The organism is Pedobacter planticolens (assembly GCF_014172375.1).
GTDB lineage: Bacteria > Bacteroidota > Bacteroidia > Sphingobacteriales > Sphingobacteriaceae > Pedobacter > Pedobacter planticolens.
Window position 1 is genome coordinate 378,890 of record NZ_WNXD01000001.1, and the last position, 12,925, is coordinate 391,814.

Annotated in this window: 12 protein-coding genes; 3 read left to right on the forward strand and 9 right to left on the reverse strand. The window is 34.6% G+C overall.

Annotated elements, in window-relative coordinates; translation table 11 throughout:
- Positions 1–51: 51 nt before the first annotated feature.
- Positions 52–885, reverse strand: a complete 834-nt coding sequence (locus tag GM921_RS01590) for an alpha/beta fold hydrolase (protein WP_182920861.1) — start codon at positions 883–885, stop codon at positions 52–54.
- Positions 886–1,058: 173 nt separating this feature from the next.
- On the opposite strand from GM921_RS01590, the gene GM921_RS01595 reads away from it, so the two are divergent.
- Complete coding sequence (locus GM921_RS01595) at positions 1,059–1,679, forward strand: HEPN domain-containing protein (protein ID WP_182920862.1); 621 nt, start codon at positions 1,059–1,061, stop codon at positions 1,677–1,679.
- Positions 1,680–2,891: 1,212 nt separating this feature from the next.
- On the opposite strand, the gene gap is transcribed toward GM921_RS01595, so the two are convergent.
- The 3 genes from gap to pfkA are packed head-to-tail and all read right to left on the reverse strand — an operon-like array spanning position 2,892 to position 5,737.
- The gene (gene gap, locus GM921_RS01600) at positions 2,892–3,893 is read right to left on the reverse strand and encodes a type I glyceraldehyde-3-phosphate dehydrogenase (RefSeq protein WP_182920863.1); all 1,002 of its coding nucleotides are present in this window, start codon (positions 3,891–3,893) and stop codon (positions 2,892–2,894) included.
- 5 nt (positions 3,894–3,898) lie between these two features.
- Positions 3,899–4,741 (reverse strand): hypothetical protein, encoded by an 843-nt coding sequence (locus tag GM921_RS01605; RefSeq protein ID WP_182920864.1) that lies wholly within the window; start codon positions 4,739–4,741, stop codon positions 3,899–3,901.
- A gap of 9 nt (positions 4,742–4,750) precedes the next feature.
- Positions 4,751–5,737: a 6-phosphofructokinase gene (pfkA, locus tag GM921_RS01610; RefSeq protein ID WP_182920865.1), complete on the reverse strand. Its 987-nt coding sequence runs from the start codon at positions 5,735–5,737 to the stop codon at positions 4,751–4,753.
- Positions 5,738–5,861: 124 nt separating this feature from the next.
- Between pfkA and GM921_RS01615 the strand changes: the two genes are divergently transcribed.
- Both GM921_RS01615 and GM921_RS01620 read left to right on the forward strand, forming a co-directional pair.
- Positions 5,862–6,551, forward strand: coding sequence for an NUDIX hydrolase (locus GM921_RS01615; RefSeq protein ID WP_182920866.1), 690 nt, complete (start codon positions 5,862–5,864; stop codon positions 6,549–6,551).
- 139 nt (positions 6,552–6,690) lie between these two features.
- Positions 6,691–7,155 carry a T9SS type A sorting domain-containing protein gene (locus tag GM921_RS01620; protein WP_182920867.1) on the forward strand — a complete coding sequence of 155 codons (465 nt, stop codon included), beginning with the start codon at positions 6,691–6,693 and terminating at the stop codon, positions 7,153–7,155.
- A gap of 166 nt (positions 7,156–7,321) precedes the next feature.
- Here the strand turns inward: GM921_RS01620 and GM921_RS01625 are convergent, their stop codons facing one another.
- The 5 genes from GM921_RS01625 to GM921_RS01645 all read right to left on the reverse strand — a co-directional run bounded on the left by GM921_RS01625 (position 7,322) and on the right by GM921_RS01645 (position 12,912).
- Positions 7,322–8,173, reverse strand: coding sequence for an N-acetylglucosamine kinase (locus tag GM921_RS01625; protein ID WP_182920868.1), 852 nt, complete (start codon positions 8,171–8,173; stop codon positions 7,322–7,324).
- A gap of 273 nt (positions 8,174–8,446) precedes the next feature.
- Entirely contained in the window at positions 8,447–10,228 is a 1,782-nt protein-coding gene (locus GM921_RS01630; protein ID WP_182920869.1) for a SusF/SusE family outer membrane protein, read from the reverse strand.
- Between the two features lie 8 nt (positions 10,229–10,236).
- Complete coding sequence (locus GM921_RS01635) at positions 10,237–11,007, reverse strand: hypothetical protein (protein WP_182920870.1); 771 nt, start codon at positions 11,005–11,007, stop codon at positions 10,237–10,239.
- Between the two features lie 19 nt (positions 11,008–11,026).
- A complete protein-coding gene (locus tag GM921_RS01640) occupies positions 11,027–11,524 on the reverse strand; it encodes a DUF5004 domain-containing protein (RefSeq protein WP_182920871.1) in 498 nt (165 codons plus the stop codon).
- Positions 11,525–11,538: 14 nt separating this feature from the next.
- Positions 11,539–12,912: a RagB/SusD family nutrient uptake outer membrane protein gene (locus GM921_RS01645; RefSeq protein WP_182920872.1), complete on the reverse strand. Its 1,374-nt coding sequence runs from the start codon at positions 12,910–12,912 to the stop codon at positions 11,539–11,541.
- Positions 12,913–12,925 lie beyond the last annotated feature (13 nt).

Below are 12,925 nucleotides of genomic sequence, written 5' to 3' on the forward strand. Positions count from 1 at the left end.
ATAATAAAAGAAGCAGGGCTGATGATTTTCAGTTCTGCTTTTTTGTTTGATTTATTTTCCTGCCAAAAATTCATTTAACACCGCAACAAAGTATTGTAAGGTTTCAAGGTTTGGATTGCTCGTCATAATCTCTCCCATATAACTTCCATGCGAACCAGGTAAAATTGCTAAACGACCATTTTCGAAAAGACGATACATTTCAACAGCATGTTCTGGCGTTGGTAAATCACGATCGCCAATTAACACCAATACCGGCACTTTAATTTTTTGTAAATCTTCTGCTTTCCAATCTTTAAACGTTTGCATCCGTTGCGAATCTTTAGTAAACATATTCATCAGCGCTGCGGGATTATTATTTATTTTAAGAAACTTATCTTTGTACACCTGTGGCATATCGCTAAACTTTGCATGAGCCATGCCTTCCCAAAAGCCAGCAGGGGCACCAGCTTTTGTATAAAATGCAGAAGCAACAATTAATTTATTCACACTATTTGGATGACGCATGCCAATTTCCATAGCAGTTTGGCCGCCATTACTAAACCCAAAAATAGCAGCTTTGCTAATGTTTAAGTATTTTAATAAGGCTGCCACATCATCTGCATCTTGCTGAAAAGTTTCTGGTGCATCTCTATCTCCCGAATGACCATGTGCTTGTAATTCTACCGCAATAACTTGATGTGTTTTTGCTAAGTAAGGGATGATCCTGCCAAAGGTAGTTTGAAGTGTTGAACCTCCGCCATGGATTAAAACCAATGGGCTACCTGTACCATGAATTTCATAATACATTTTTAAACCGTTTACGGTTGCATATTTTCCTGTAGTTTGTGCTTGTGATACATTCATGGTGATGATAGTGATTAGGAAGAGTAATTTAATGATTTTCATGGTATTTGGTTTATACAAATTTGAAAAGGATATTTTGAAAATCAAAATGTGTTTGGGGTGGTTACAGAGATGAGTTTAAAGATTATGTAATGAGTAATTGGGGATGTCTCTATTGGTTATGTTTAATTCTTATTATATTTAATTGCTGAATATTAAGACACAAACAGATAATAATGCTAGATGACATAATGTTTATTTACGATAAGAATTATGGGCGAACTATTAGCCTAATAAACTTATATACAAGTCAAACTTCAGTAAGAAGAGGTAGACGAACTACCGAACAACTGGATTTACTAAGAGTAACTGTAGTATTGCTCCATGCCACAATGGAGGATTTTCTTAGAAACTTAATGAACTGGAAACTTCCATTATCGAGCAAAGAGAAAATTAATAAAGTACCTTTATTTACAAATTCTTACGAGCCAAGAAGGACAAAATTTGAACTTGGAGAATTACTAGAACATTCCGACAAAACTGTTGAGGAAATTATTGAACTTTCCGTGAGAGAATATCTAAACTCGATCAGTTTTAATAATACATCAGATATCGTTAAAAATCTTGGCGATATTCAATATATTATGAATAGCAATATGAGATTGCATTTTGCTAAGTTAGATGAAATGATTAAACGCCGGCATAATATTGTACATCAGGCAGATAGGGATTTCGTAGTAGGAGAGGGGATACACAAGATAAAATCAATAAACCTTGAGCTTGTTCAAGGTTGGCAAAATGCAGTTGATAGATTTGTGTTAGAAATCGTTAGATTTACATACAATAATGAAGGATAGTAAATATTATGATAAATCTTAATGATTTTCAATTGAAAACCTCTTTAAAAAAGAAAGGAGATTATCCATCCAGACTAATCTCCTTTTCTAACCAAATATAAACCTGTATGAACGGGTTATCTTTTAATTTCCTTCTAACCAAGAGAGGAAATGTTTTATCTCTTTTTTTATCAACCGTTGTTTGTCAACGAATGATGATGCAAATATAGAAATAATTTCCAATAGTGTAAAAAGTACACTAAGAAAAGCTTCAATTTTATTACTTTTCTGTTATTAAAATGACAAAAGCCCCTTGGCATTGTCAATTCATACTTTCTATAACGCAAAAATAGGTCCAATCTTTTGTGTAATTGCGCAAAAGATGTTAAACTTATGTTAAATAATTTGGTGGGAAGAGAGAGAGGGTTGTAAAAAAGAAGGGTAGTAACACAATCGTCATTGCGACCCCGATTTTCTCTCTGCTCGTCATTCCCGTGAAAACTGGAACCACGATTGCTCAGCGCAGCTAATCCTAAAGCGGTTAAAAGGATTGTTATAGCATAGATTATTAAGTATTTGCTAGTTTTTACTATTCAATTTGCAGTCTACACAGCACAATTTTTAATGAACAATGCAACGTTTTTAACCTACAATGAACTTTTGCAGTCTGCATAGAACAATTTTTAATGAACAATGGAGCGTTTTTAACGGACAATGAACCTTTGCAGTCTGCATAGCTCAATTTTTAATGAACAATGGAGCGTTTTTAACGGACAATGAACCTTTGCAGTCTGCATAGAACAATTTTTAATGAACAATGAAGCATTTTTAACGGACATTGCACTTTTGTTCATGAACATTTTGCTTTTGTTACCGTTAAATTGGCAGCATTAAAAAGACTAGCGTTGTATGTTATCTTAAAACTAAGGGGGTAAACCAGCTTTTTTCTTCTGGTAATAAAACAACTAGAAATTGTTGATGCTTTTAAGACGAAACAGGTTATTACTTGTTTAGCTCATTAAGCTAAAGCGAATTAAAACTATGTTTTCTATGTGCCTATATGGTAAAAACTATAGCATTACGATACCCAGTCAAGCTGGGTATGACGAATGTGTTATAAAAAATCTGTGTTATCTGTGGCAAAAACTCTTTGCGTTAAAACCATCAACCAAAAAACAAAAAAAATGGCAATACTAATTAAAGTATCGCCATTTTAAATTAATAGAAGGAAAATTATTTTAAACTTCCATAGTATTCTACAAACTTAGCAAGGGCAGAAGAATAACCCCACTCGTTATCATACCATGAAACAACTTTAACAAAATTATCATTTAATGAAATTCCAGCTCCAGCATCAAAAATAGAAGCGTGGTCATTTCCAATAAAGTCAGATGAAACAACTTCATCTTCTGTGTACGCTAATACACCTTTTAAGTAACCTTCAGATGCAGCTTTCATTGCATCTTTAATTTGCTGATAAGTAGCAGGTTTTTCTAAACGAGCAGTTAAATCTACCACAGAAACATCGGCAACAGGAACTCTAAACGACATACCTGTTAATTTACCTTTTAATTCTGGTAACACTTTACCTACTGCTTTTGCTGCACCAGTTGATGAAGGAATGATGTTAGAGAAACCTCCACGACCACCTCTCCAATCTTTTGCGCTTGGACCATCTACTGTTTTTTGAGTTGCAGTTACTGCGTGAATGGTACTCATTAAACCTTCAACAATACCGAAGTTATCGTTTAATACTTTAGCAATTGGCGCTAAACAGTTAGTAGTACATGATGCATTAGAAACAACAGTTTGATCTGCCGTTAATTTATCGTGGTTAACACCCATTACATACGTTGGGATATCTTCATCTTTAGCAGGAGCAGAGAATACTACTTTTTTAGCACCAGCAGCGATATGCTTGTTTGCATCTGCACGAGTTAAGAATAAACCAGTAGATTCAATTACGATTTCTACACCAACTTCATCCCATTTTAAGTTTGCAGGGTCTCTTTCTGCAGTAATGCGGATCGTTTTTCCGTTTACTACTAAGTGTCCGTCTTTTACTTCCACAGTTCCGTCAAAACGGCCATGCGTAGTATCATATTTTAACATATAAGCCATGTAATCTGGCTCAATTAAGTCATTGATGGCAACAATATCCAATCCTCTTTTCAGCGCAGCTCTAAAAACTAGTCTGCCTATGCGGCCAAATCCATTTATTCCTACTTTAGTCATTGTATTTAATTTGTGTAATAATTAAGTAAATTATATATTGGTTCTTTAGTAATCGTTATTATTTTAATAGCCTGCTTTTCTGCAACTAAACGCAACCTATCCTGAAACGTTCCGGCAACTGTACCCACAAAATGAACTTCTTCATTAGGGTGTTCTGCTGCGGTTGGTACTAGGTAAGTGTTAATGTATTTTTCAAAAGCCTGATCTATTAACTGTTCAATGTACTTATGGTTTCTATTTTCGATGTAAAAATCTAAAAAGGAACTGAGGTAGTTTTGTACATTGGGTTTTTTGTATATCCGTTCTAAAATGGACGGTCTATCTAAACTATATTTTGCTTCAAGCAGCTTAGTTAAGTCTGCAGGTAATTTTTCTTCTAAGTAATGCTTTAATATCATTCTGCCCAAATAGTTAGCAGAACCTTCATCGCCAAGTATGTAGCCTAAACCAAAGTTATTTTGTTCGGGTTGCTTACCATCAAAATAAGCACAGTTTGCGCCGCTACCTAATATACTTACAATGCCACTTTGGTTATAACAAGCTGCAATAGATGCGCCGTATAAATCATCTTTAACTTTTATTTTGGCATTTTTAAAAAACAGACTTAAGGTTTCTGCTAAAGAGTTTTGCATGGCAACAGATGACGCACCAGCAGCAAAAACGTACAGTTTTTTAACTTTTTCTGCGTGATTAATCAGTACTACGTTTTTATTTAATAAATAAAGGATATGCTTTTGGTCGTTAAAGCAAGGATTAATGCCCGGAATAGTACATTCGGCAACTGTTTTGCCTTCGTTTGCAATTTTCCAGAAAGCACTTTTAGATCCGCTATAAACTACTGCTATCATTTTATGTATTTAAATGGATAAAACGTGAGTCATTTCTAATAAATCAGCTTCTAACTTGTAGCTGTGTATATTTAAGGCTTCTTCTAAACTGGTCAACTTAATTTCGTTGCCACGAAGACCAACCATTTGCATGGTTTCGCCTTTTATCATTTCATTTACAGCAGCATAGCCTAATCTACTTCCTAAAATACGATCGAAACCGCTAGGGCTACCGCCACGTTGCAAGTGACCTAATATAGTTACTTTGGTATCATAATGTGTAAACTTTCTTTTTACACTTTTAGCGATATCGTAAGCGCCACCATATTTATTTCCTTCAGAAACAATTACAATACTCGATGATTTCTTGGTATTCACTCCATCTTTTAATTTGGAGATTAACTCTTTTAAGGAAGTTTCTTTTTCTGGCAATAATACTGCTTCTGCACCGCTGGCTATGGCTGTTCTTAGTGCAATGCATCCCGAATCTCTGCCCATTACTTCTATAAAGAATAAACGGTCGTGAGAATCGGCAGTATCTCTAATTTTATCAATCGCTTCTATAATCGTGTTAACGGCAGTATCATAGCCTAAAGTAAAATCAGAACCATACAAATCGTTATCTATAGTACCCGGAATACCAATTACGTTAACGCCGTATTTTTCGCCAAAACGTTTAGCGCCTGTAAATGTTCCATCGCCGCCAATAACAATTAATCCGTCTATATCTTTTGCCTTTAAATTTTTATAAGCGAGTTCCATACCCTCTTCTTCTTTAAAAGCTAAACATCTGGCTGTTTTTAATATGGTACCACCCATATGTAAAATGTTGCTTACAGAACGGGCATCCATTGGCTTAATGTTGTTATCAATTAAACCTTGATAACCTTGCATTACGCCAAACATATTTAAGCCATTGTATATTCCAGTGCGAATAACGGCTCTTATGCATGCATTCATACCTGGGGCATCTCCTCCCGAGGTTAATACTGCTATATTTTTTAGATTAGATTTCATTTTAATATACGAATATACTGTGTATTTATTACACTAAGTAATTTTTTTTCATTATTATTGTGAATAAACGAAGTAAGTATATTTATTTTGTTCTAATATTATAAAATATAAAAACGGATTTGTCTTGAAAGAAGTATTACCTGTATTTAATTCGGCGGTCTCAATTGACTGCGTTTTATTTGGTTTTGATGGCGGAGAGCTCAAAATTTTATTAATAGAGCGAAATGAAGAACCTTTTAAAGATTGGTGGGCTTTGCCCGGTAATTTGGTAGGGGAGAATGAAAGTGTAGATCAATCGGCCTCGCGTATTTTACATGAGTTGACTGGCTTGAGCGATATTTACATGGAACAGTATTATACTTTTGGCGAGGTAGATAGGCATCCCCAAGGTAGGGTAATTACGGTTGCTTATTATGCAATGTTACGCTTAGGCGGAGATAAAGCTTTAAAACCGCTAACTACCTATGCTAAAAAAGCGCAATGGATAAATGTTAAAGAGTTACCTAAGTTAGGTTTCGACCATCAGCATATATTTGATAAGGGTTTAGAAAAGATTAAGCGAAGAATTAAACATTTGCCAATTGCTTTTGAGTTGTTGCCAGAGAAATTTACATTAACTCAAGTACAAAACGTATACGAACTTATTTTAGGTAAGAAACTGGATAAACGTAATTTTAGAAAAAAGATATTGAGCTTTAAGGTGTTAAAAGAATTAGATGAAAAACAGAAAGGGGTTTCATTTAGAGCTGCAACTTTATATAAGTTTGATAAAAGAAAGTACGCGAAATTATTTGGTAAGGAGATTTCTTTTTAAAAAAATAGGTTTTAAAACGATACCCATTGGACGGTAGGGCTATAAATTGAGGCTATAGACTCCCTATCGTAAAAAAAATACATATTTCATTGCAAAAATTAGCCTTGATGTGTTATATTTACACTATCAACCTAAATGTATGGAGAAACTCTACAAATTATTTGTAATTTTTGTTGGGCTAATTGCGATAAGCGCATCTGTTTATGGGCAATCAGAAGTGTATACTCCATATTTAGCAACAGACTCTACTACTTCGACAACAAACTACACATTTATAGATTTAACATCTACCGCTACTGCCAATATTGATTGGAATGATGAGTCGGCATTAGTAGTTAAACAAAACCCTTCTTTTACCAATTACCCAAATCCTGCAACCGACCGAACTACGATTGCGTACACGTTGGCTACTAAAGCAAAAGTTACGTTACGTGTAATAGACCTAACGGGAAAACAATTAGCAGTTTTAATTAAACAAGAAATTGCTGCGGGTAAGCATGAATACGATTGGGAATTGTCTAAAAACAACATTACATCTGGTATGTATATTTTAGTTTTACAGGTTGATAATAAGATTTTTAGTAGAAAGATTATTGTTCAGTAATCTTCTTAAAACGAATAGATAACAAGAAAGCCTCGATTAATTAATCGAGGCTTTCCTTTTTATATTTAATTTGAAACCATACATGTCATGCTGAGCTTGTCGAAGCATTAAACTAAAAGAAGTCTTCGACAAGCTCAGACTGACAGCAAGATCAATTAATAGCTTATTATTTCTTGCTTAAGTGATAATCAACTAAATCATCTATAGGTGAACGGATAATTTTACCTACACCCATTTCATATCTATCTGCAACCACACTTAAACTATCTCTGAAGCTATAGCCCACAGAACCTACACAGTTTAACTCGTAGTTTTTATAGTTAGGGTAATGGATCACTAAGTTTTCGAAGAAAGCAGTAAATGCGTAATCTACGACCGAGTTGGTATAATCTTCGTAGTTTTCCTTAAAATCGTAAATGAACTTGCTAAAGCTTGCACAAAAACGATTTGGTAGAGGTTTGTTGTAAATGTGTTCGAAGATATCTTCGTTAGTTAAAGCATAGTTGTCGTAAAAGCTTTCTCTTAAGCCTTTAGGCATGTAGCCTTTCATGTAATCGGCTAAAATACGTTTGCCAATGTAGCTTCCACTACCTTCATCACCTAAAAAATAACCTAAAGAGTCTATATTTAAAGAGATGTCTTTACCATCGTATAAACAACTATTAGTACCAGTGCCTAATATGGCAGCAAAACCTTCGTTGTCTCCTAATAAAGCACGACATGAAGCTAGTAAATCATGACCAATATTAATTTTTGCATTGATAAAGATCTTTTGCATGGCATCTGCAACAATCTTTCTTTTTGCATCAGTAGAGCAGCCAGCACCATAGTAATAAACTTCAGCAAGTTTTTCTGGTTCAAGGTGATCTGGTAAAGAATTTTTTAGGGAATTCTCAATGTAATCTGTGTCTACAAAATAAGGGTTATACCCCTCGGTGTTAAAATGGATTTTCCTTCCTGCTTCGTTAATCAAACACCAATTGGTTTTTGTTGATCCACCATCTGCAATAACTATCATTTTTTTGGTTTGGTTAAGTTTTGTTATACGTAAAAAGTCTACCAATATATGTGGCTTTTTTTGAAATAAAAAATTAAAATTTAGTTTTTATTTTCTTAACGATAAGTTTATATCAAACGATTGACGAGGCTTAAATGAAAGTTTTTGCTTAAAGTGTACATTGTACACTAATAGCCTTGGTTTTAGACCGATTGTTTTATTGGTATCTGGTTTCTGAAAAAACAAAAAGCCCTTAAAATTAATTAAGGGCTTTTTTATTAAAATTAGTTAAGATTAATTTTTTGTAATAGAATACGTTCTATTGTACTCATCTAATTTAATAGTGTAATTTCCAGCAGCTGCTATTACTAAGTTATCACCACCATCTGCAATGACGCCAGCAGAACCTCCGTAGTTATAATCCCAACTTCCTTTGGTTGCAATGAATTTAAATTGACCAGCACTTAAGTTAGTAGTTACTGTCCATTTTCCGCTTCCGCTATAAGTCATTGCTGGAAGTAAAGCATTACCAGCAGAGTTATCCCAACCGCCAGCAGTTGCATCACCCACTAAAAATACTGTTCCATCTGTTATTGAGTATTTTAGGTTTTTAATATCAGTTCCATCCCAAATTATACGATATGGTCCTGTTGCACCAGGAACGGTCATGTTGTCTGCATCTCCTTGCGTAATGGAACCATCTGTTTTGGTTTTTACTTTTCCAAAATCTTTGGATCCAGCAACTGAGCCATCGCCCCAAGCATTACCATCAATAAATTTCCATGAGTTACCAGCACTTAGATTTACAAAGCCAATAAATTTATTAGTTGATATCAATGTAAGACCTTGCGATGGGAAAACATTAGGTGGATTCCAACCTGCAGTTGTAGCATCACCTACAGCACCCATTCTACCATCTTGAACATAGTATTTAAGATTTTTTTGATCAAATGATACACGATATACACCGCTTGCACCATAATTTTCAATGTTAGCTTCGTTGTCAACAGCAGCATCACCTGGAGTTCCAGGTTTCATACCCCAATCTGAAGAGTTTAAACTACCACCCGGCCATTGTTGTTGATTTAAGAATTTTAAACCACCATTGCCTGCGTTTAATTTTACATAAATATAAAAAGTACCTGGATTATTTTTATCAGCAATCATTGGTAATGCATTCTCAGCTGTCCAACTTGCAGGTGTATCACCACCAACTAAGAACATTTTAACTTCTCTAGTAATCACTAAATCATTTACGTAATCTGCTGTTTTTTTGAATGAACCAGAAGTAGCTTCTACTGTCCATTGTAAAGCTACTGGTGTAGCTTGATCTGTATAACCAGCAGCTGTTAATTTATCGCTGATGTCCTTATAGCTTATTGCTAATGCAGAGTCTAAACCAGTATTGTTTGAGGTATAAGTAAATAAAGGAGTTGAAAAATTACCACCTTTAGCTACAAACTTAATTTGATACTTAACTAGATTTGTTGCTACGCCTGGAAAAGATTTCTGCCATTTAAAATTCATGAAATCCGTTGTAGCATTTGGATTAATAACTACAGGAGTATTTGATGAAACAGGACCATATAAAAGGAAGTTACTTACTCCATCGCCCATACGAGTGATCGCTATATTTAAAGCAGGAGAGGTACTCACCGTCATATCCCCATTGGTTGCTTTGATAGCCCAAATTAAATCGGTTTTAATACCATCGGCAATAGATTTAGCTTTTAAGGCATCATCTAATTGTTTTTGAGTAAATGTTAACGTATTGTTTTTACCACTATTATCTGAAGGTATTTCTAACAAAGGAGCATCAAGGCTACCTGTTTTTAAAGCTGCCACAAATTTATAGGTTGGCATGGTACTTACACCAGGTTTTGCAGCGCTCCAGCTAAAAATTACTTTAGCAGCAGGCGTAGCAGAGTTTAACACTAGCGTTGTATTATTTACAGGTGCAGTAACAGTGAAAGCTCCAAGTGCTTCACCTTTAGACACATCGTCAAATTCTGTTTTTTTACAACCAAAAGCAATTGTTACAAAGGCTAGTAAGGTATATAATATCTTATTTTTCATAATTGAGCTTAATTAAAGATGGTATAAATTACTTCATTTACGGGACCAGCGGTTGCTACATTTGCGCCAGTTGCATCTTTAATACTACCTGTAAATTGATAGGTAAATTTGCCTAATTTGGTTCCCGCAGGTAGCGTTATTAATTTCTCTGGAATAAATGAATAAGAATATAATGTGCTTGATTCTTTAACCGCTACTAAAGCTGTTCTGGTAGCAACAAGGCCTCCCGCATCATTATAAAAAGTAAGGTTAACTTTTACATCAAACATCCGTTGTAAATTCTGATCTGTTGCTAAATCTTGATGGAAATAAACAGTACTCATGTCTGTAAAGTCTTGTTTAGCTGGAAAAATGCGGAATTGAGAAGGGGTAAACACTAAAGGGTCAAACTTGTAGGGTTTAAAATCTTGTGTTTGTTTTGTTCCGTCTTTGCTTTTACCTAAAAAACCGAAGTTGATTAGTTCTGCAGGGCTTTGACCGAATAAGGTTGTGCCTGTAAATTTGAATGTAAATTTATTGGTAGCAATTTTGGTCATTTTAGCCGATTCAGAAGAACTGCCCCATTGACCATTTGTTAAAGCATCTTTACCACCTCCAACGCCGTCGTTAGAGAATGCCCAAATATAAACATCATTTTGCCCAGCCATAGCTGTACCACTAATATCAAGTGTAATGGTAACCTCATCTTCTGAAGTAAAAGTAGCAGGGCTAAAAGTAACCTGAGCAAATGCAAATACCGCACTTAAGGTAAATATGATTGATAATATTAATTTTTTCATAATTTCTTTAATTTATCGATTACTTTTTAGTGAATTGATAGGTATAACTTACAATAGCTTTACCGTTAAATTTCTTCACCTTTTTAAGATAAAACTTCCCTGATTTCAATTCAGCATAAGAACCTAATGTTAAATCTGAAGTAACGGTTCCATTTTTTAAGGTAATTGTAGTTGGTGCTTTGGCATTATCTACCATCCAAGTACCTGTGTTAAAATCAGAGATTTTAGGAGAGTTACCAGGAGTGATCGTAAATGCTGTTGGAGTACCAGCAGCATCTCCTTGAAAAGCAATTACTAAATCTTTATACGCGTAAACACTTGTAATGTCTAGCTCTTTGTAAGGAAAACCTTTGGTTGCTGCATCTTCGTCTTTTTGGGTAACTTTTGTTAAACCCCAAGTACCTTGCAATTCCTTTAAAATATTCTCTTCGGCACCAATTGGTCCAAATTCTTCTGGCTTACATCCCCATACCGATAGGATGCATACTACCAACATCATATATTTAATGTTTTTCATTTTTATATTTTTAATTAGTTACAACCACCTTCAACATTTCTCTGGAAACTGGTATTACTTGCCATTTCTCCTTGTGGGAATTGCAAGATTAAACCTGGGCAATTCCATACTGCACCGCGTTTATCGATGTTTTCGCCTTTGGCACCAATTCTTTTAATTTCAGAAATTCTATTTCCTTCGCCAGCAAATTCAATACTACGTTCAAAACGGGCATTACTCTTAATTAAACTTGCTGAAGATGCCAAAGGGATACTTTTAGTACCAGCATAAGCTCTATTTAAAATATCGTTGATGTCTTGTGCTCCAACAGTTAAGTTTGTTCCAGTTTCTGCAGCAGATTCTGCTCTGATTAATTTCATGTCAGTTAAGTAAAGTACTGGCACTTCAATATGATCAAAATTGTATTTCTTGGTCACAATAACACCTGGATATTTTACATTATCATATAAAGCTTTACGAACATCATTTGGTGTATTTACACTTGCATAAAAATCAGTAGTAAACCTTAGCGTAGAAGCATTAAAATCAGATCTAAATTGTCCCTTTAATTCGCCCCCTGGTTCATAACCGCCATTAGTGTAAATAATTCTGAAAATACTTTCTTTTGATCCAGTTGTAGCAAATCTTGATGCATACGTATCTAAAGTGAACTTATTGCTAGCAATTACTTGATTTGAATATAAATAAGCATTTATAAAATCGTTCATCTGAAAATAAACTTTTGCCAACAATGCTTTTGCTGCCCATTTGGTTGCATAGCCACCATTATCATCAGGTAGTTTTACTTCAGCAACTTTTAAATCTGCAATAATTTGATCATAAACTTGTTTTACAGTAGCACGAACACCAGCATCAATGGTTGTACTTGTTCTAATTGGTACGCCTAAATGAGAGTTGTCTGTAGTAAAACCATAAGGTTGTGCAAATAATTGAACTACTTGAAAATGGGTTAACGCTCTTATAAATTTAGCCTGACCTTCCAAGTTATCTCTCATAGAAGTAGCTTTATCTAAATTCTCTAAAACTGTATTAGCCCTAAATATGGTTTGGTACATATCGGTGTACATTCCATTTTTATAATCGCCAAATACAGAAGTTTTACGTCCGAAAATTTCTCCAAAATCGCCATTAAGTAATGAGCCATTTAATTGATCGGCAAGCATTTCGTTGATGGCTTGTATTTTACCGCCAAACATATTGCCGCCCCCAACAATTTGATAAGCCGAATTCATTACCGACTTCAAACCTGTTTCATCTGCTATGGCCACATCTTTAGGAAGTGACTCAATAGGAGGGGTTTCTAAGAATTTTTTACATCCAGTACCTATAACTGTTACTACAGATAGTATTAAGAATGATTTTAATATATTTTTATAATTGATTTTCATTTTTTTATCTATT